This window comes from Streptomyces sp. MS191 (genome assembly GCF_008042125.1).
GTDB lineage: Bacteria > Actinomycetota > Actinomycetes > Streptomycetales > Streptomycetaceae > Streptomyces.
Map to the genome: position 1 here is coordinate 1,229 of NZ_RDBI01000045.1, position 19,539 is coordinate 20,767.

Here is a 19,539-nt window from a genome sequence, read left to right on the forward strand (position 1 = left end):
GGCGACGACCGGCCGGGTCGGCCGGACCGGAGGAACCGACGGAGCGTCACCAGCCCTCTGCGCAGCGCGTGGGAGAACCAGGCGCGTCCCATCGAGAACGCGGGTACGGGGTCGTCGGCGGCGAACCAGGCCGTCTCGGTCACCTGCGGGCCGGAACGGGCGGGCCCCGGGCACCGCCGTCGCGGGGAGGTGAGCACGGACAGCGCCGCGTAGTTCTCGACCACGAACTGGCGGCCGTACGCGGGGGAGTGGTCCGGGACCGGACGTCCCGTCAGGTCGAGGTGCAGCGCCCGGACCACGTCGAGACCGTCGGGGTCCGCGAAGAGCCGGAACTGCGCCCCGGGCCGCGGATTGAAGTCGAGCAGGTGGTACGCCCCGGTCGACCGGTCGAGCCGGAAGTCGAGATCGCACACGCCCCGGTAGCCGAGCGCGTCGAGGAGGGTGTGCGCCGTCCGCTCGACCTCCGCGTTGCGCGCCCAGCGGCCGACCGCCGTGAGCCCGGCTCCGTCCGGCCAGGACCGCTCCTTGCGCCCGGTCGCCCCGGCCCGGCAGCGGCCGGCGGTGTCGACGTACGCGTGGAAGAACCAGTCCAGATCCCGCCCCGGGGGCAGCAGTTCCTGGAGCAGCAGCCGGCTGCCGGCCTGCGGGGTGCGGGCGAAGAGGGCGCGCACCTCGGCGAGCGAGCGGACGATCGACGTACTGCGCAGACCGGCTCCGGGCGGCAGGAGCCAGGGGCGGCTCCACTTCGCGACCACCGGCAGCCCCAGCGACCAGGCCATGGTGGCCGCCTCCTCGGTGCTGCCGGGAATCCCGGTCCGCGGATGGGGAAGGCCCAGGGCCCGGCAGGTCTCCGCGAGGGCCGCCTTGTCGGCGACCCTGTCCAGCTCCCGGACGGACTGCTCGGGCAGGAGGTAGCGGTCCGTCAGTTCGGCGCGGTGCCGGGCCAGGGCGAGGGCGCTGACGTCGTCGAGGGGCACGAGCACGGCACGGGCGGGCAACCGCTCGGCGAGTGCGCCGAGCCGCCGGACCAGCGCCTCGGGGGAGGGGTCCGCGGGTCGCACGCGCACGTCGCGGACGTAGCGGGAGCGGGCGACCGGACTGACCCGTGACTCGATCAGCGCGTGGACCGGGATCCCGGCCCGTCCCAGGGATCGGGCGGCGCCGAGTGTGCCGTGATGAAAAGGGTTTCGGTCGAGCCGCACGAGAAGCGCGGGAACGCGGGTGTCAAAGCTCGGCACGGCAAATCCTTCATCTCGAGTGCCCCAACTGGGCGATGAATTACACGAACGGACTACAGATCAGATCGCGGCGGAGTTCACGGTCGGGTCATTAGGAATACTTTCGGAGTATCAGACTGACGATCCATCACATGGCGCGAGCGGAGAAGGAGTGGTCATGACCGATCGAAAGCGACAGGTGTCGAAGGCGTGGCTGGGGGTGTTCACCGCAGGGCTCCTTGCCTCAGGTTCCGTCGTGCTGTCCTTTCCTGCTCACGCCGCCGAATCCGTAACGACACGGGACCCGGTACCGACTCCGACCACGAAGCCCGCCGCGGCACCGACTCCGGCAACGGAGCCGTCCGCGGCGCCGACTCCGGTGGGGAAGCCGTCCGCGGCACCGACTCCGGCAACGGAGCCGTCCGCGGCGCCGACTCCGGTGGTGAAGCCCGCCGCGGCACCGGCCGCGGCCACCGCGCTGGGCGCCTTCCTCGAGTCCGGACCCATCGGCGTGAGTCGGATCGCCCAGCTGCAGCAGTGGCTGGGCGGCCGCGAGCTCCGCGTCGGCCACACGTACCTCCCGGGGGACCGCTGGTCGAACATCGAGAGCCCTCCGGGCTTCCTGGACGCCTGGGCGGACTGGCGCAACGAGCGCGAGGACAGGCTGTTCGTCCTGAACGTACCGATGCTGGAGCGCAACGAGGCCGGGGTCTCCGACGCCGAGGTCCGCCGACAGCTCCGGCTCGGCGCCGCGGGGAACTACGACCACCACTTCCGGCGACTGGCCGAGCGGCTGGTCGATCTGGAGGCGACCGACACCGTCATCGTCCTCGGCTGGGAGATGAACGGGACCACGTACACGCACCGGTGCGCGCCGGATCCGGCCTCGTGGAAGCAGTACTGGAAGCGGATCGTCGCCGCCATGCGGTCGGTACCCGGTCAGAACTTCCGCTTCGACTTCAACCCGAGCCGGGGTACGGACGCCATTCCGTGGACGGAATGCTATCCGGGTGACGATGTCGTCGACATCATCGGAATGGATTCCTACGACCAGCCGTCGGGGGCGTCCTTCGACCGCCATGTCAGCGAGCCGTACGGGCTGCAGAAGCAGGTCGATTTCGCGGCCGAGCACGGCAAGCAGATCTCCTATCCGGAATGGGGTCTCTTCCGGAACGGGGACAACCCCGAGTACATGCGGCGGATGCTCGAATGGATCGAACAGCACAAACCGCTGTACCACACGATCACCGACTACTGCCCGCACGGCGTCTGGCAGTGCGACGACAACCCGAACGCCTCGCAGGTGTTCCGGCAGATGCTGTACGGCACGGCACCCGAGCTGCCCGAGGTCCCGACCGAGCCCGAGCTGCCCGAGGAGCCGACGGAGCCGGAGCTGCCCGAGGAGCCGACGGGGCCGGAGCTGCCGGAGATGCCCGAGCTCCCGGAGATGCCGGAGCTCCCGGAGATGCCGGAGATGCCCGATCTGCCGGGCATGCCGGAGGTACCGGGGCTGCCGGAGGTGCCAGGGCTTCCTGAGGTGCCGGGGCTGCCCGAGGTGCCCACCGTTCCTGTACCGAAGCCGGAGCCCAAGCCCGAGCCGAAGCCGGAGGTGCCGACCCAGCCGGAGCCCAAGCCCGAGCCGAAGCCGGAGGTGCCGACCCAGCCGGAGCCCAAGCCCGAGCCCAAGCCGGAGGTGCCGACCCAGCCGGAGCCCAAGCCCGAGCCCGAGGTTCCGACGGTCCCGGTACCGAAGCCGGAACCCAAGCCCGAGCCGAAGCCCGAGATTCCGACGGTCCCGGTACCGAAGCCCGAGCCCAAGCCCGAGCCCAAGCCCGAGCCCAAGCCCGAGGTCCCGACGGTCCCGGTACCCAAGCCCGAGCCCAAGCCCGAGGTCCCGACGGTCCCGGTACCCAAGCCCGAGCCGAAGCCGGCCTGCTGGACCGTGAACCTCGGTTCGTGGGTGGAGAGCTGGATCGGCGGTCCGGTCTGCGTCCCGAAGGAGATCGGCAAGGAAGACCGCGACGACGACTGGAAGGACGTCCTGGACGGCGCCTGGCCGTTCTGACCGGAGCGACGGCCCACCACGGCGGCGGAGGAGATCAGCCTCCGCCGCCGTTCGCCCGTCCCCGCAGCCGTTCGAGCAACCGACCCGCCCAGGCCCGCTCCCGTGCCTGGCGCGCCGCCCAGCGCCGTCCGTCCGCCGCCCCCGCCCGCAGCCACAGCAGCGGCGCGGCGGCCGGACCCGCCAGCATCAGTCGCTGGTTGGGGACGGTCTCGGGCCGCCAGTGCTGCTTGTACGGCTCGGTGCCCCGCAGCATGCTCAGCGTGACCCGTCCGCTCGCGCTCGTCTCGCGCGCCCCGTGCCGCAGCAGCATGGTCGCCACGTCGACCTTGCGGGCCCGCAGGACGGGATCGGCGCCGTACAGGTACCCGCCCGCGAGCCGGGGTGACATCAGGGTCAGATCGGCCGCCACGACGTCCCCGCCGAGCCGGAACTCCGTGACCCGCGCGTCCCCGCACTCCACCATCGGCCGCACGGCCCGGGCGAGGTGCTGGGCGAACCGCGCGCTGGTGTGCTCGACGGTCACGCCCCGCCCCTGCCACTGGAGCTGATGAAGCTTCAGCAGACGGTCGAGCGCGGCCGGCACCTCCTCGCCGGACACGACGTGCTCGTCGATGCCCAGCGCGTCCAGCTTGCGCAGCTTGGCCCGCACCCGCTGGGCCTTCCCGGAGGGGATCCGCTCCAGGAGGGCGTCCATCGGAACGGCCGGCAGCTCCAGACACAGGGAGTCGGCGAGCCGCCGTCGCGGACCGCGCCAGCAGGCGTGGACCCGTTCGGCCGCCGCGCCGGGCCGTACCTCGCGCAGGTCGACCACCGCGCCGCGGGCCACCCGGGTCAGCGCCCGGGCCAGCGCGGGCGCCGCCTGCGGGCACGTGTCGTCGAGCAGGACGTCCGTGAAGTCGGTGATCGCGCCGCCCAGGGGGGTGAGCACCGGGAGCGGACCGCGGGCGCGCATCAGCGGCGCCGCCGCCACCAGTTCGCCGTCGTCCCGGCGCACGAGGACCACGCGCAGCGCGCCCGGCCTGCCGTACGACACCCACCAGGAGTGCAGCCAGGAGTGGGACTGGAACGGCGTCGCCGTCGAACAGCGCTTGTACAGCGAGGCCCAGCGCGCGCCGAGACGGCCGAACTCCGCGCCGTCGCGGCAGATCTCGGTCCGCAGCGCCTCGGGGCGGCCCGCCGTCACACCGTCTCCGGTTCCGGCTGGGGCGCGGCCACGGCCGCCGGCCCGGGCACGGCGGCGGACGGCTGACGCGAGCCACGCGACTCCGCCGGAGCGGCGGCCCGCCGCGGTCCGACCAGCAGCGCCAGTCCACCGAGCAGTCCGCCCGCGCAGCCGCCGACCAGCGCGGAGAGCGGGGCGGACGGCGAGACGGGGGCGGACGGCTTGGTCGCCCGGGAGAACTGGACGACCTTCACGCCCGTGCTGCCCGAGACCTGCGAGCTGTTGAGGACCAGCGCGCGGGCGACCCCGTCGGCCATGGAGACGGCCTTGGCAGGCTGCGCCGAGCGGGCCGTGATCGAGATCATCGGCGCGTCCGGGGAGGTCGCGGTCTCCACCCCGGCGCGCAGGGTGGCGGCGGAGACGCCGGCCCACACCTGGGCGTCGCCGGTCACCGCGATGTCCGTGGCGACCCTGCCGTACGCCTGGGCGAAGCCGAGCGCGGCGGCCGGGTCGGACTTCGCGGCGGGGACCACGATCACGTAGCTGGTGGCCGCGTACTGCGGGGTCTTCAGTGCCCCGTAACCGCCGCCGAGGGTCGCGCCGAGCAGGACCGAGGCGGGCAGTACCCACCAGTGGCGGCGCTTGTGCAGCGCCGTCAGCGCGCGGGAGCGTTGCGGGGGCAGGGCGCGTGGGTTCGGCTGACTCATCTGACTCTTCTGACTCATGGGGTCTCACTTCGTGCGGAGAGGGGTGCCGTGGACGGTCTGTTCGTAGAGGGACATCAACTGCCGCGCGCTGTGGGCGATGTCGTAGTGCCGGGCGGCGTCGGGCTGCGGCAGACGGCCGGGCCGGGCCGTCTCGGCGTCCCGCAGCGCCGCGGCCAGTTCGGACACCGACCCGCCGATCCGCCGGGCACCGGGGGCCGACTCCGGCGGCAGGTCGTCGATCGCGGGGCAGGCCACGTACAGCACCGGCAGACCGGCGGCGAGCGCCTCGACGACCGCGAGCCCGAAGGTCTCGTCGGGGGAGGTGGAGACGAAGACGTCCATGGCGGCGAGCAGCGAGGGCAGATCCGGCCCCGCGTCCTCCGCGGCGGGCGGGTCCCCGCAGGCGCCGTGGAGCAGGACGCGGCCGGCGGCCCCGCACTCCTCGGCAGCCCGCAGCAACGCCGCGCGTTCCGTGCCCTCGCCGACGAGCAGCAGCCGGGCCCGCGGCACGGACGCCACCGCCCGGACGAGACGGTCGAAGCGCTTCCCCGGCGTGAGCCGCCCCACCCCGCCGACGACGAACGCGTCGTCGGGCAGGCCGAGCACCTTCCGCGTCATGCGCCGCGCGTCCTCGGTGAACGCGAACCGTCCCGTCTCGATGCCGTTGGGGATCACCCGGATCCGCGACGGGGCGACGCCCCACCGCTCCAGGCGGCGCGCGACGCTGGGCGACACGGCGACGGTCGTGGTGCCGAGGCGCTCGCCCGCGAGATAGAGGGCGCGGGTGCCGGCCGACAGCCGGCGGCCCTCGATCTGGTGGTCACCGAGCGAGTGCTCGGTGGCGACGACCGCCCGGACCCCGGCGAGCCGTGCGGCGATCCTGCCGTACAGACAGGCCCGGTACAGATGGGTGTGGACGAGGTCGTAGCCGCCCCGGCGGACGAGGCCGGCCAGCCGCGGCAGCGCGCCCAGGTCCCGGTTGCCGGCCATGTCCAGCGGGGTGACCGGAGTGCCGTCGGACACGATGCCGCGCGCCACCGCGCCCGGGTTGGTGAGCGTGACGACCTCGCCGCGCACCGGCAGGTGGCGCAGCAGCAGCCGGAGTTGCTGCTCGGCCCCGCCGATCCCGAGCCCGGTGATGACGTGCAGGACCTTCACGAGGCATCCGCCCCCGCCCGCCGCGTCCGCGCGTGCGGGAGATCGACGGGCCCGCGTCGGCGCAGCGGGTGCAGGGCGCGCTTCGCGGTCAGCCGCCAGGACGTGTCCTGCTCGCCGACGTGGATCCGCGGCAGCGCGTACCTGCTGGTGAGCGGGCCCGGGTCGATCGCGCAGGCGTGCCGGTAGCCCGCCTCCCGCACGGCCAGCACGGTGCGGGCGTCGACCTGGCCGTACGGGTAGCAGAAGCCCTCCACCGGGGTACCGGTGATCTCCTCGAGGACGGCGCGGCTGCGCCGGGTCTCCTCGGCGAGGGTCCCGTCGTCGGCGGTCGTCAGCGCGACGTGGTGCAGACCGTGCGAGCCGATCTCCATGCCGGCCTCGGCCGCGCGCAGGACGCCGTCCTCGGTCAGCAGCGGCTTGCGGGGGCCGTCCGCGTCCCACGCGTTCTCGCCGCCGAGGCGCCCGGGCAGCACGTAGACGGTCGCGGTGAAGCCGTGCCGGCGCAGCAGCGGCACGGCCGATTCGACGAAGTCGGCGTATCCGTCGTCGAAGGTCAGCCCGACCAGGCCCTTCGCCCGGCCGGCGGCGGTCGCGGCGAGCAGCTCGCGCACCGAGACGCCGCGCAGCCCACGGTCGTTCAGCCAGTGCAGCTGCCGGGCGAAGCGCACGGGGGAGACGGTCACCCGGTACGGATCATCCGGGGCGTCCGCGATCGAGTGGTACATCGCCACCCACGGGGGCGGCTTCGGCAGCAGACGACGGATCGCGGCGTTGCGGGGCGCCGTGGCAACGGTCATGGGCGAGCCTTCGGGAAGCGGTGCGGGTGAGGGGTGGGATGTCCGGCGCTTGGGGCGCGCAGGCCAGGAGGAGCAGGAAGACGGCGGTGGCGACGAGGCCCGCGACGGCCAGGGAACCGACGGCCGGTTCGACGGGGAGCGCGGCGAGCCAGCCGGCCCCGGTCGCGACAGCGGCCGCCACGGCCAGCCTGAGCAGCCCCTCGCCGAGCCGCCGGATGCGGACCGGGATGGACTGCCGGCGCGCCCCGCACAGCAGCAGGACGGCGGTCAGCGTGATGCCCAGGGCGTTGGCGGCGGCGATGCCGGCGGCCCCCCACAGGCGGGCGCAGGGGACTCCGGCCACGGCGGTGGCGAGGAGGCCGGCGGCCATCGCGGCGGCCGGGTACCAGAGCGGCCGGGCGGCCGAGAAGTAGCAGCGGACCAGCGCGCCGACCATGGTCTGGCCGAGCAGCCCGAGGGCGTAGACCCGCATGACGGCGGCGGTCGCGGCGGTGTCCGCGCGGTCGAAGGCGCCGCGCTGGAAGAGGATCTCGACGATCTGCGGGGCCGCGGCGACGACGACCGACGCGCCGACGAGGACGACGACGGCGGCGAGCAGCAGGTCCCGCTCGACCCGGCGCCTGGCCTCCTCGACGTCGCCCGCGGCCATCGCCCGCGCGACGACGGGGAAGCTGACCGTGCACAGCATCAGGGAGAGGATCATCGGCATCTGCGCCACCTTCTGCGCGTAGTTCAGATGCGAGATGGCGCCGGCGGGCAGCGGCGAGGCGAGGAACCGCTCGATCAGGATCTGCGACTGGCGGGTGAGCGCGAAGGCCACCACGGGGGCGATCAGGCCGAGGGCGAGCAGCCGGCCGTCGCCGGCCGTCGAAGCGGGTGCCTCCTTGGGCAGCGGCCGGGCGCGCAGCTCACGGAGCAGGGAGGGCGCCTGGACCAGCACCATCAGGACCCCGCCGACGGCGACCCCCGCGGCGGCGGACCGCACGCCGAAGGGTTCGCGCAGCACGAGGATCGTGCCGATGATCCCGACGTTGTACGCGACGTAGATGGCGGCCGGCGGCAGGAAGGAGCCGTGGGCGCGCAGCGCGGCGGAGCAGTAGCCGGCGAGCGCGAAGGTGAGCACGCAGGTCGCGGTCAGCCGGGTGCAGTCGATCGCCAGTCCGGGGTCGGGCAGGCCCGGTGCCAGGGCGCCGACGAGCAGCGGGGCGGCGACGATCAGCAGGACGGAGACGGCGCTGACGGTGAGCGCGAGCCGGGGCAGGGTGGAGCGGACGAGGGCGCGGACCGGGTCCCCGGAGAGCAGGCCGCCGCGCCGTGCGAGGGCCCGGCTGAACGCCGGCACCAGGATCAGCGCCATCGCGTCCTCGATGAGCAGCGTCGACGCGAACTCCGGCACGGTCCAGGCGATCAGGAACGCGTCGGTCTCCGCCCCGGCGCCGAAGAAGCGGGCGAGGATCTGGTCGCGTACCAGACCGAGCAGGGCGCCGGCGGCGGTCAGCGCGGCGGTGACGGCGGCGGCCCGCGCCAGGAACCGTCCCGAGGCCGTCCGCGGCCCGGCCTGCCGGGAGTGCGCGGGGCGGGCCGCCCGGTGCCGGGGCGCACCGGAGGCCACCCTCCGGTGCGGCCGCCCGCGACCGAGCCCGCACGTGCGGGTGGCGGCCCGGTGCCGCCGCTCGGACGCGGGGGCCACCGGTCCCGGGCGCTGCGCGTCCGGCGCGCCGACGGTGTCGAGGGGAACGGCCCGGTGCCTGACCCCGTGAACGGCGCACCGGTCCCCGCAGGGTCCCGCGGGTTCGGCCCCGGCCGCCCCCGTACCCCCGCACGGCGCGTGCGGCGGCACGGCGACGGCCCGGCCGCCACCCGTCGGGGCGGCCGGCGCCCGGTGCTCGGCGAGCGGCTGGTGCGCCGGAACCCCGTACGACCGCTCGCCCGGCGCGGCCGCGCCGGGCGCGTAGGGCGCGTAGGGCGGTCCGGCGGAGGGCTGCGGCCCGGAGGCGTACGGCGCCGCGCCGGGGTACGGCGGCCCGGACCGCGGGCCCGTCCCGTACGGCGCGTCGGCCCCGTACGGCGCCGCGCCCGGCTGCCGGCGGCCCGACGCGAACGACGGCGGCCCGTCCGCCCGGCGCGGACCCGTCCCGGGCAGGGGGCCGGCCGGCGGCACCGGACCCGCCGGGGGGCGCTTGCCCGCCGGAGGGCCGCCCGACGGCCGCCAGCCGCCGTAGGGTTCGGGCTCCGCCGCGCGTGTCTCGGGAGCGGGCGGCGCGTCGCCCGGCGCGGCCGACGTCGTGCCGGCCCACCGCCACGCCGCGCGGCCGGCGTCCCCCGCCGGGTCCCGGACCGGACCTGGCGCCCCGCCCACCTGCTCCTGCGCCGTCCACGGATCGCGCGCGTCGACCCGTACGAGGTCCTCCGCCGCGCCGCGCCCCGGGCCGGCGGGCTCCCGGCCCGGCCCACCGTCCGTGGACTCCGGCTCCCCACCCCAGGGATCACGCACGCTTCACCTCCGCCAGCGACCACCAGGCCGCGAGACCGAGGACGACCGACATCAGGACCGTCGACGGGCCGCCGATGTCCGCGTAGAAGAAGTCGACGAGCTGCCAGCCCAGCAGACCGACCGCCACCAGCGCGCAGTCCGTGCCCCGCCCGCGCCGGCGCAGCGCGCCGACCAGGAGCGCCACCCAGCTGCCGGCCAGGGCCAGCAGTCCCACGAGCCCCTGCTCGCTCAGCACCAGCAGGTACATGTTGTGCGGGGAGAGCAGCGGCTGACGCTGGAACCCGGCCCCCGCCCCCGCCGTGTCGCTGCCCGAGGACAGCGCGAGCGAGGCGTTCGCGTCGCGGTACTGGGGGAAGCCCTTGAGGCCCACGCCCGTCACCGGATCCGCCCGCCACATCTGCCCGGCCGCCGCCCACATCGTGTAACGGTCCGTCACCGACTGGTCCGGCGCGGCCGTCACCTGCGTGATGCTGGAGAGCCGCTCCTGCACCATCGCCGAGCCGATCCCGAAGCCGCCCACCAGGACCACGGCCAGGGCGCCCACCACGAGCGTCACCCGGCCGGCCCGCCGCAGCCCGGAGAGCAGCAGCTGGACCGCGCAGGTGAGGACCGTCGCGATCCACGCGCCCCGGCTGAACGACAGCACGAGCGGGACGAAGAGCAGCCCCGCGCAGACCAGCGCGGCCGTCCGCACCCGTCCGCCCGCGCTGCCGAGCGCGATCCCGGTGGCGATCACGAGCCCGTACGACACGACGGTCGCCATCCCCATCACGTCGGTCGGCCCGAAGGTGCCCACCGCGCGGATGTCCTCGCCCATGTAGGAGGCGCCCGTGCCCGTCAGGAACTGGACCACCCCGACCGAGCCCTGCAGCAGCGCCAGCCCGACCAGCGACCAGGCCACCACGGCGAAGTCCCGGCGGTCGCGGATCATCAGGAGCACGGCCGCCGGGACGAGGACGAAGATCTGTACGTAGCGGGGGACGCCGGGCAGGCTGGCGGCCGGGTCGTTCGAGGTGATCGCGGCCAGGCAGATCCCGAGGACCGGCAGCCCGAGCACCACCGCGGMCGCGCGGGTCAGCGGCCGCGCGCCCTCGCGTATGACCCGGACCAGGCAGATCAGGACGAGCAGCCCCGAGGCCGCGTCCGCGAGGGTGCCCGTACCGCCGGTGCCGCCCTCCGCGCCGCCTCCGCCCGGCACCAGCAGCAGGGCCAGCACCGCGAGGACCGGGGACAGCCGGCCGGCCCGGCGCGCCCAGTCGCGCACCGTGGGCGCGGGCGCCGCGTGCCGGGCCGCCGCCTGCCGCGTCACCGGGCCCGTGGGCCCGGTCGCGGTGGTCGCCACCGTCGCCATGTCAGCTCCCCGCCGGTCGGACGAGCCCGGCCGCGGTCCGCAGAAGGATGCGGACGTCCTGCCAGAGCGACCAGTGATCGATGTAGTGGTTGTCGAAGCGGCAGCGGTCCTCGATCGAGGTGTCGCCGCGCAGCCCGTGCACCTGCGCCAGGCCGGTGAGCCCGACGGGCATCCGGTGCCGGGCCGCGTAGCCGGCGTGGATACGGCTGAACTGGGCGACGAAGTACGGCCGCTCCGGCCGCGGACCGACCAGGCTCATGTCACCCCGCAGCACGTTCCACAGCTGGGGCAGCTCGTCCAACGACGAACGCCGCAGGAAGTTGCCCACCGCGCTCATCCGGCGGTCGTTGGCGACGCTCCACCGGGTGGCCGACTCCGTCTCGTCGGACGGGCGCAGGGTGCGGAACTTCAGCAGCGTGAACAGCCGCCCGTTCTGCCCCACCCGTTCCTGCCGGAAGAGCACCCCCGGACCGTCGGAGAGCCGCACCGCCAGCGCGCAGACCAGCAGCACCGGCAGCACCAGCGTCGACGCCGGGACCGCGACGGCCAGGTCGAGCGCGCGCTTCGCGGCCCGCCCGCGCCGCTCGGAGGGCGGGACCAGCCGCCGGCAGCCGTAGCCCCACAGGTGGTCGCTCATCGGGCCGCCGTGCCGGTCCCCGCCCACCCGCCAGGTCGTGCACCCGTACTGCTGGAAGAGGGTGACGAGACCGGGGTCGTCGGTGAGGAACACCGCGTCGCGGACCGCGTTCTGGATGACGGCCCGGTGGACCTCCTCCGTGGTGCTCAGGACCGGCAGCCCGGGCTCCGCGCCCGACTGCGGCGCCCCGATGTCGGGCCGGGTGCCGACGATCCCGACCGGCCGCATGCCGTACTCCGGATGCTGGCCGACCGCCGCCGCGAACCGGCGCGCCGCGGCCGCCCCGCCGATCACCAGCGCCGACCGCGGATGCGCCCGGTGCGTCCGCCGCCTGCGCGCGTGCACCAGACCGCGGAGCAGGCACACGGCGGTCAGGTGCGCGGCGAACGCGGTGGCGAGCGGCACCGGGCCGATCGCCGTGGCGGGGGCGTACGCGGCGACGGCGGCTGCGGCCAGGCACCAGGCGAACCCGGCGCGGGCGGCCAGCGCAGGCAGCTCGTCGAGTGCCACGGCCAGGGTGCCCGGCCGGTACATCCCCGCGTGACTGTGGAGGACGAGCACGCAGCCGGTGACCAGCAGGAGCAGCCTGGTCCCGGTCCGCGGGTCGGGCAGCAGCCCGGCGGCGACCAGGACGGCCAGCACGTCGGCCGCGACCAGCGGCAGCGCGGTGAAGCGCCGCCGGGGGGTCCGGCGGCGCGGGCGCGTCGCCGTGCGGCCCGGGGCGCCGCGCTGCGGGGCGAGGGAGGCGAGAGAGGAGGCGGAGCCCTGGCCCGCCGAGGGCCAGGGGCCCGGCGAGGAGGGGATGCTGGTGCTTTCCGTGGTCACTGCGACATCGGCTCTCTGTGCTCGGTGCACCGCACTCCGGCCAGCTCGCGGTACACGTCCGCGACGGCCGCGCCGGTGCGCCGCACATCGAATCTGCTGAGTACGTGCTCCTGGGCCTCCCGGCCCAGGGACTCCCGCAACCCCGGCCGGCCCAGAAGGCGGCCGACGGCGGCGGCGAGCGCGGCCGGGTCCTCGGGCGGGACCAGGCACAGGGGGGCGTGGCCGGGCGGCAGGCTCTCGCGTGCCCCGTCCACATCGCTGACCACGACCGGCCGCCCGCTCGCCATGGCCTCCAGCGGTGCCAGGGCCATGCCCTCCCAGCGGGAGGGCAGGACGACCAGGTCGGCGGCCCGGTACCAGGGCGCGGTGTCCTCGACGGCTCCGGTGAAGCGCACCGACGGGGGCGCGGAGGCCCGCAGCCGCGCGGCGTCCGGACCGTCACCGACCAGCACCAGCCGCGCCGTCGGCGCCTCGGCCAGCACGGAGGGCCAGGCGGCGAGCAGCGTGTCCTGTCCCTTCTGGCGGCAGAGCCGGCCGACGCAGACGACGGTGGGCCCGGGGGTCTCCCGGGGCGCGGGTACCTCGGTCCGGCCGGGATCACCGGACGCGAACCGGGCGACGTCCACACCGTTGTGAACGATCGACCAGGGCGCCCGGACACCGGCGCGCTCGCCGGTATCGCGTTCGGCCTCGCTGACGCAGACGATCCGCGCCGTCCAGCGCGCCGCCCACCGCTCCCAGCGCCGGGCCAGCGCGCCCACCGTGCCGTCGGCCGCCTCGAAGGACCAGGCGTGCGGCTGGTACACCGTCGGGACGCGCCCTCGCAGGGCGAGCCGGGCGCACAGCCCGGCCTTGGCGCTGTGCGCGTGGACGAGCGCCGGGCGGGCGGCACGGATCAGCCGGGCCAGGTCGCGGGTCTCCCGGACCAGCCCCGGGCCGGGGTCGCGCCCGGCCTGCCAGGCGTGCACCGGCGCGCCCTCGGCCCGGACGGACGCGTCGAGCGGCGTCCCGGGAGGGCAGGCGACGGCGACCCGGAGCCCCGCGCCGAGCTGGGCACGCACCAGGTCGGTGACGACCCGGGCCACCCCGCCGTCGCCGGGCTGGACCACGTGCAGCACGGTGGAGTCGAGGGAGACGTGTCCCCGTGAGGTCCGCACCTCAGCCCCGGGCGTCCGCCTGGAGGAAGAGAGCCCCGAGCCAGACGGTGTCCCGCCGGGTGCCGAAACGGACGTGGATTCGGTCGGCTCCATGGCGCAGCGGACCCCCCAGATCGAAGACGTCGGAGTCGTACCCCAGGGTGTTCTGATGAGCGGGAAGTCGTTCGATCCGACTGGTTCCGAAATCGGTGATGCTGGAGTTCATCACGTCGTCCGCGGAATTGGCTCGATCGGAGAGCGGAACACCCTTCGACGAGCCCGTTTCCACCGCCAGGTAATCGCCCGGAGTTCCCCGGTCCCCGTCATAGGCGATCATGCCGAGTTTTCCGCCCGAGCCCTTCGCGAAAGGCGAGTCGTCGAGAGGGACCCGGAGAGTCGTGCCACCGGGTCCGAGCGTTTCGAAGCCGTCCCAGATCGCCAGCCGGCGCAGCGGCTCGACGCTGTTCTCGTACGCGACGACCAGCGTCCAGCCGCCCCATCCGCCCACCGGGGAACGTCCCATGGCCACGTTGACCTGGGCCACCGTCCACAGCCCCGGACCGGCCGAGCGGACCAGGTCGGTGACGTCCGCGGACGCCTGGAAGGCGTCCGCTCCGTCCGCCGTGCGATGGCCGACCGTGGTGTCCGCGAGCACGGCCTTGTACGAGCCGCCCGGCTCGGCGACCAGCACGCGGCCGTTGTCCGCGGGCGGCTTCTGCTCGCCGACCCGCAGGTTGCCGCCCCAGTACAGGCGCGCGTAGGTGACCACGGCCCCGGCGGGCAGCGGCACCGCGGCCCGGCTGGAGTTGTACGTGAGGGGGTCGCCGTCGACGTCCACGTACCCGATGTCGAGACCGTCGTTGGCGGTCGCGGGGCCCTTGGCGTCCCTGCCCGCCGCGGCCGAGGAGTTCGCGGCGCGGACGATCCCGCCGTGCTGGACCGCCCGGTACCGCGGGGCGAAGGGGAGTTCGGCGGCTTCCCGAGGCCGGGGTGCCACGGCGGAGGCGGCCGGCAGCGCGGCGGACAGGGCCGCGCACGTCAGGGCGCACAACAGGCCGCGGCGTACAGCATGAACCGCTGAATTCGGCATACAGGTTCTCCGCTTTGATAAGAGAAGCAAGACACCCGTGAAGACCGGGGCAGAGTGAGGATTCGGCCTCGCGAAAACGATGTCCGCGCGGTCGTACCCGAAGCGACGTTCGGGAACGTTATAACCCCAACGCCGGGCGATACTAAGCATTAGATGCTCGCGAACGCTAACTCCCGTATCCGTGAGGCAGGTTCCTCGTTGGGCGTGTTGCGCCTTTCCGCGTCCAGTCGCTCCGATGGCCCCGTGCCGAGCCAAAGATCGGTTGAACGTCACCCGTTCGGGAGAGCAACCAATGAATTGGGGGCGCGTTGTTGAGGGAGTCGGGTGAATCCGCCCGCACCGACCGTCCGGGTCAACCGTTCCAAGTGGTCTGAAAACAATCGAGGAGTGTTTCTCCATGTCCCGTATCACGAAGGCTGTCGTCCTGACCGTCGGTGTCGCCGCGTCCGTGGCCGGTGCGACCGGTGTCGCCTCCGCCGACTCCCTCGCCGAGGGCGCGGCCGTGAAGTCCCCGGGCGTCCTGTCCGGCAACGTCCTGCAGGTTCCGGTCCACGTGCCGGTCAACCTCTGCGGCAACACCGTCAGCGTCATCGGCGCCCTGAACCCGACCTTCGGCAACACCTGCGTCAACGCCTGATCTCGCACGCCGGATCGCGGTCCTTCCGAGGCCGGCGCGCCACCCCTCCCGGGTGTGGCGCGCCGGCCTTCTGCTCGTTCGGACGCACCCTCGTGCGCCGTTCGGTGCAACGGCGTACGCCCCTCGGAGGAGCAGGCCGGTGGGGCGGATTCACCCGAACGGAGGGATGTCGTTCCGTAGTCCTCCCATTGCGGAGCGCTATCACCGCAGGCACGGTGAGGGGGAAGTTGTCCGACGCATGCGGAAAAGGAACACATATGCGTCCCCTGGCATCACGCCACATCATTGCCCTGGCGATATCCGCCGCGATCACCCTCGGTACGGCGGGACCCGCCTTCTCCGACACACACCACACGTCCCCCTCGGCCGCCGTCACCGGGCACGCCCCGGTCCCCGGCACGGCCGCGCTGCTGACCCAGGCCCGCGCCCTCGGACGGACCAGCCCGGTCGCCACCCCCGTGGCCGACCTCGTCACCGCGGTGCTCGAGGCCGACGACGGCAGGCTCCCCGCCGCCGACGCCGCCGCGTTCGAGGCCAGGATCGACAAGGCCGTCGACGCCGCGAAGGCCACCACCCCCGTCGCACCACCGCTCACCGTCCCGGCCSGGCCGGGAACCCGGGCCGCGCGCGCCGCCGCCGCGCCGGCGGACGTCGTCGCCGACGCCCTGGCCACCGTCGAGAAGGCGGTCGCCGCACTGCTGGCCGCCGCCGGCTCCGGCGCCGCCGCGGGCCTCGTACCCCAGGTCACGGCGACCCTGACGTCGCTGGTCGACGTGGTCGTGGCGACGGTGCTCGGCGGCGGGCTGCCGGCCCTGCCCGGCCTGCCGACGCTCCCCAAGCCCCCGGTCACGGTCCCGGAGCTGCCCGCGAAGCCTCCGGTCATGGTCCCGGAGCTGCCCGCGACGCCTCCGGTCACGGCCCCCGAGCTGCCCGCGAAGCCCCCGGTGACGCCTCCGCAGCTTCCCGCCACGCCGCCGCTGCCCCTGCCCGTCGGGTAGCCGTCCCACCCGCGGTCCCGCGCCGTGCCGGTCCCAGTCCCGCTGGGCCGGTGCGGCGCGGCCGTACGCCCGATCGGGACATCACACCGGCTCCCGTCATTCGGGTGCAGTGTCGAGAAATCCCTCCTCCCGGAGTTTCCGGGGAGCACACCTCTCGTTACAGAAAGCGGAACGACGTGCAGGAATCGCCCAAGAGGCCTGTACGGCACGTGACTTGTTCGCTCTGTGACGCAAGATCAGGAAGGACTCTCCATGAAGCCCACGAAGGTTGCCGCGGTCGTCGCCGGTTCCGTGATGGCCCTGGGTGTCGCCGCCCCCGCCATGGCCGCCGAGGCGATGGCGACCCCCACCAGCCTCGACGGCGGTCTCGGGGCGCTCACCAGCCACGGGCTGAAGACCGACTCGCTGAGCAGCACCACCGACGGCTCCGTGGTCAAGACCGTGCAGGACACCGCGAACCAGCTGAACGAGACCGGCAAGGCCGCGCCGCTCCTCGGCGGTCTCCCGCTCGGCGGCTGACACCCGCCACGGCACGCCGTGCTGACGCACTGTCAATCAGGGCCCCCCGTTCTCACCGTCGGGGGCCCTTGACGTTGCTGCACTCAGGCGAATCCCCGCGACGTCGCCTCCATGGGCCTCGTTGACCGATCCACAGCACCACCGCTCCGTCTCCACCTGCTCTGAAGGGCGTACGCAGTAATGAACCTGCGATCTCATGCCGGCTTGGGAATCCTCATGACCGCTCTCGCCTCCGCCGCCATGGCCGCCCCGGCCGTGGCCGCGGACGCACCCGTGGTCGTCCCGCTCCAGGGTCTGGAGCCGGTGATCCCGATGGACGCCCCCACGGTGGCGACCGGCGTCCCCCTGCCGGTGCCGGGCGCACCCACCGGCTTCCAGCAGGGCGCCGGCCTGCCGGACGTCACCCTGCCGCGCCTGCCGGTCGGCAGCACGCTGCCGGAGACCGTCGTGGCCGCCCCGCTGCCCGAGGTCCTCGAAGGCAGCGAGCCGGGGAAGGCGCTGTTCACCACCCCGCGCTCCGAGATGGCCGCGGCCACCCCGGGTGCCACCGTGGGCAATCCCGTCGTCGCGCCCCGCGGCGACCGCCTCGGGCTGCCCGACCTCGCGGTCCCGGAGATCGGCGTGCTGGCCCCCGCGGCGACCGGAGCGCTGGACTCCCAGCTGGGCCTGGCGCAGTCCTGAGAGAGCAGTCCCACCGTGCGCCCGCCGGGGATCGCGGAGGATTCCTCGGAACCTGTCCGGACAGCCCCGCCGCCGTCCGGAGCGTCCCCCGGCGGCACGGTCTTTTGTACGACCAATGACCCGGCGGGTGAAGACACGATTCTTCCCCGCCACCCGAGGGGTCGTTGCTCGTTACACCGGAAGGCTTGTCGCATGGCCGCGGCCCGCAGAATCGAATGCTCGCTCCGCCGTATCCGACGGTGGGCGGACCCGCGATTCTGCGGGCTTTCACTTGCACCTCTTCATCATCCGGCGTAACGGCCGTGACTCGGGCGCCACTGAGGCGTTGAAGGGGAATGACGGCCGTGGTACTCGCGGTCGGCTTTCCACGTCCAAGGAGTTCTTGATGTCTCGCATCGCGAAGGCTGCCGCTGTCCTCGCCGGCACGGGTGCCGTTGCCCTCAGCGGAGCCGGCATGGCCGTCGCCGACTCGGGTGCCCAGGCCGCTGCCGCCCACTCGCCCGGTGTCGCGTCCGGCAACGTCGTGCAGGTTCCGGTCCACGTGCCGGTCAACGTCTGCGGCAACACCGTCAACGTGATCGGGCTGCTCAACCCGACGTTCGGCAACAGCTGCGCGAACATCGACCACCACGACGGTGGCTACGGCGGCTGAGTCACCCCGCACCCTCGGAGCGTCCCCCCGGCCACCGGCCGGGGGGACGCTCTCGTCATGCGTAGCGGTACAGCGCGCCGTGGTCGAGCATCGAGGCCGGGGTGACGTTCCACGGCCCCATCGCCTCGTCGCGGGCGGCGACGCGCCGGTACTGCGGATCGCCCAGCTGCGGCGGGTCCGCCGGCAGGTAGCCGGCCCGCGGGTTGCGCGCCTGCCAGCGGGACCAGAGCAGGTCGACGAACGAGTGGTGGAGCCAGAAGACCGGGTCGTTGACCGAGGCGCCGCCCAGCATCAGGCCGCCGACCCAGCGGTGCACCCGGTTGTGGATGCGGAAGCGGTCGTTGCCCCGCCCCTGGCCCCAGCCCTCCAGGGCGTTGCGGAATCCCGAGCGGCTCGTGGAGTTCCACGGCGCCACGTCGTACACCGTCTCCCGCATGACCTCGTCCAGTTCGGCGCGGGTGGGCAGCGCGATCGGGCTCTGCGGACGCCCGAAGTCCCGGGTCAGGAACCTGCCTTCGGTCATCCCGTGCCGCACCGTCCAGCGCCCGCCGGAGTAGGCGAACGGGCCGGTCGTCACCTGGAGGTCGCCACGGCGGCCGTTGCCGCCCAGGAAGTCCTCGCCCCAGAGCGACGCCGCCGGGGTGTTGTCCCGGGTCCAGTCCCAGTACGGCACGGTCACCGTCGGGTCGATCCGGCGCAGCGCCCGCTCGAACTCCAGCAGGAAGCGGCGGTGCCAGGGCAGGAAGCTCGGGGCCATGTGTGCCAGCCGGAGCCTGTTGTCGCCGTCGGTGGAGTAGTACTCGATGTGCGTGCGGACGAAGTCGTCGTACGTTCCCCGGCGCTTGAGCTCCAGGACGGCGGCGACGAACTTCCGCCGCTCGGCGCCGGTCAGATCACGCTGGTTCTTACGCGTGTAGGTCACGCGGGCTCCCTCCCGGGTGGACGCCGTGACCGGCGGCGTACCGGGACAGCGGGGCGGAACCCAGCTGGTCCACGGCCGCCCGGGTGGCCGCCAGGGGCGTCGGACATGACTCGTAGTGGTCGACGGCGCTGAGGTAGCTTCCGTCGGCGCGCCGCATCAGGTGGAGCGGCCGGCCGTCGACCAGGACCTGGACGGGGCCGTTCCGGGGGATCCGGCGCGCCTGGATCCGGCGGCCCCGGTACATCTCGTCGAAGGCGAGCGCCCCGACGGTGCCACCGGTGCCCGCGGCGGATCCGGCGCCGCCGGCCGGTGCGCGGCCTGCGCGCGGTGACGTGGGCGTGCCGGCGATCCGCGCGAGCGCCCCGCCGGTGAAGGCGGCGACGGCCACGGTGAACAGGGCGCGCAGTGCGGTACGGCGCGAGAAGCGGCTGACCGGCTCGTCGGCGAACACGGGTGAACTCCCTGGTGTCTACGGAATCTTCGGAACTACG

General features: G+C 74.3%; 17 protein-coding genes and 1 pseudogene. 6 read left to right on the forward strand and 12 right to left on the reverse strand.

The features are described from left to right. Positions 1–1,238: carboxylate--amine ligase (locus tag EAO71_RS21655; protein WP_147979514.1), on the reverse strand; the 1,238-nt coding region annotated here is incomplete at its 3' end. Between the two features lie 157 nt (positions 1,239–1,395). Here EAO71_RS21655 and EAO71_RS39035 point away from each other — a divergent pair. After that, a pseudogene (locus EAO71_RS39035) lies at positions 1,396–2,652 on the forward strand (glycoside hydrolase family 26 protein); the annotation flags it as partial. Positions 2,653–3,316: 664 nt separating this feature from the next. On the opposite strand, the gene EAO71_RS21665 reads toward EAO71_RS39035, so the two are convergent. Genes EAO71_RS21665 through EAO71_RS21705 form a run of 9 tightly spaced genes read right to left on the reverse strand, consistent with a single transcriptional unit; the run spans position 3,317 to position 14,639 of the window. Further along, the gene (locus EAO71_RS21665) at positions 3,317–4,465 is read right to left on the reverse strand and encodes a GNAT family N-acetyltransferase (RefSeq protein WP_399754061.1); all 1,149 of its coding nucleotides are present in this window, start codon (positions 4,463–4,465) and stop codon (positions 3,317–3,319) included. Further along, positions 4,462–5,169: a YveK family protein gene (locus EAO71_RS21670; RefSeq protein WP_261992270.1), complete on the reverse strand. Its 708-nt coding sequence runs from the start codon at positions 5,167–5,169 to the stop codon at positions 4,462–4,464. Before EAO71_RS21670 ends, EAO71_RS21665 begins: the two co-directional genes overlap by 4 nt. Before the next feature lie 6 nt (positions 5,170–5,175). Continuing rightward, the gene (locus EAO71_RS21675; RefSeq protein WP_147979485.1) at positions 5,176–6,309 is read right to left on the reverse strand and encodes a glycosyltransferase; all 1,134 of its coding nucleotides are present in this window, start codon (positions 6,307–6,309) and stop codon (positions 5,176–5,178) included. After that, complete coding sequence (locus EAO71_RS21680; RefSeq protein WP_147979486.1) at positions 6,306–7,106, reverse strand: polysaccharide deacetylase family protein; 801 nt, start codon at positions 7,104–7,106, stop codon at positions 6,306–6,308. Before EAO71_RS21680 ends, EAO71_RS21675 begins: the two co-directional genes overlap by 4 nt. Then, positions 7,003–9,600 (reverse strand): lipid II flippase MurJ, encoded by a 2,598-nt coding sequence (locus EAO71_RS21685; protein WP_410093996.1) that lies wholly within the window; start codon positions 9,598–9,600, stop codon positions 7,003–7,005. Before EAO71_RS21685 ends, EAO71_RS21680 begins: the two co-directional genes overlap by 104 nt. Next, the gene (locus EAO71_RS21690) at positions 9,593–10,951 is read right to left on the reverse strand and encodes an O-antigen ligase family protein (RefSeq protein ID WP_147979487.1); all 1,359 of its coding nucleotides are present in this window, start codon (positions 10,949–10,951) and stop codon (positions 9,593–9,595) included. The genes EAO71_RS21685 and EAO71_RS21690 overlap by 8 nt, the downstream gene beginning before the upstream one ends. 1 nt (position 10,952) lies before the next feature. After that, positions 10,953–12,413 (reverse strand): sugar transferase, encoded by a 1,461-nt coding sequence (locus EAO71_RS21695; RefSeq protein ID WP_147979488.1) that lies wholly within the window; start codon positions 12,411–12,413, stop codon positions 10,953–10,955. Next, positions 12,410–13,570 (reverse strand): glycosyltransferase, encoded by a 1,161-nt coding sequence (locus EAO71_RS21700; RefSeq protein WP_261992271.1) that lies wholly within the window; start codon positions 13,568–13,570, stop codon positions 12,410–12,412. The genes EAO71_RS21695 and EAO71_RS21700 overlap by 4 nt, the downstream gene beginning before the upstream one ends. 1 nt (position 13,571) lies before the next feature. Then, positions 13,572–14,639, reverse strand: coding sequence for a DUF3344 domain-containing protein (locus EAO71_RS21705; protein WP_147979490.1), 1,068 nt, complete (start codon positions 14,637–14,639; stop codon positions 13,572–13,574). A gap of 397 nt (positions 14,640–15,036) precedes the next feature. Here EAO71_RS21705 and EAO71_RS21710 point away from each other — a divergent pair, with 397 nt between their 5' ends. The 5 genes from EAO71_RS21710 to EAO71_RS21730 all read left to right on the forward strand — a co-directional run bounded on the left by EAO71_RS21710 (position 15,037) and on the right by EAO71_RS21730 (position 18,126). Next, on the forward strand, positions 15,037–15,276 hold the full coding sequence (locus EAO71_RS21710; protein ID WP_147979491.1) for a chaplin: 240 nt from the start codon (positions 15,037–15,039) through the stop codon (positions 15,274–15,276). 257 nt (positions 15,277–15,533) lie between these two features. Next, positions 15,534–16,274: a hypothetical protein gene (locus EAO71_RS21715; RefSeq protein ID WP_187282779.1), complete on the forward strand. Its 741-nt coding sequence runs from the start codon at positions 15,534–15,536 to the stop codon at positions 16,272–16,274. Positions 16,275–16,526: 252 nt separating this feature from the next. After that, a complete protein-coding gene (locus EAO71_RS21720) occupies positions 16,527–16,793 on the forward strand; it encodes a hypothetical protein (RefSeq protein WP_147979492.1) in 267 nt (88 codons plus the stop codon). 216 nt (positions 16,794–17,009) lie between these two features. Next, positions 17,010–17,474 (forward strand): hypothetical protein, encoded by a 465-nt coding sequence (locus EAO71_RS21725; RefSeq protein ID WP_261992272.1) that lies wholly within the window; start codon positions 17,010–17,012, stop codon positions 17,472–17,474. Positions 17,475–17,859: 385 nt separating this feature from the next. Continuing rightward, positions 17,860–18,126 carry a chaplin gene (locus tag EAO71_RS21730; protein ID WP_147979494.1) on the forward strand — a complete coding sequence of 89 codons (267 nt, stop codon included), beginning with the start codon at positions 17,860–17,862 and terminating at the stop codon, positions 18,124–18,126. Between the two features lie 55 nt (positions 18,127–18,181). Here the strand turns inward: EAO71_RS21730 and EAO71_RS21735 are convergent, their stop codons facing one another. Together EAO71_RS21735 and EAO71_RS21740 are read right to left on the reverse strand one after the other, a co-directional pair. Then, on the reverse strand, positions 18,182–19,048 hold the full coding sequence (locus EAO71_RS21735) for a tyrosinase family protein (RefSeq protein WP_147979495.1): 867 nt from the start codon (positions 19,046–19,048) through the stop codon (positions 18,182–18,184). Next, positions 19,032–19,499, reverse strand: a complete 468-nt coding sequence (locus EAO71_RS21740) for a tyrosinase family oxidase copper chaperone (protein WP_147979496.1) — start codon at positions 19,497–19,499, stop codon at positions 19,032–19,034. The genes EAO71_RS21735 and EAO71_RS21740 overlap by 17 nt, the downstream gene beginning before the upstream one ends. Between the last annotated feature and the right edge of the window lie 40 nt (positions 19,500–19,539).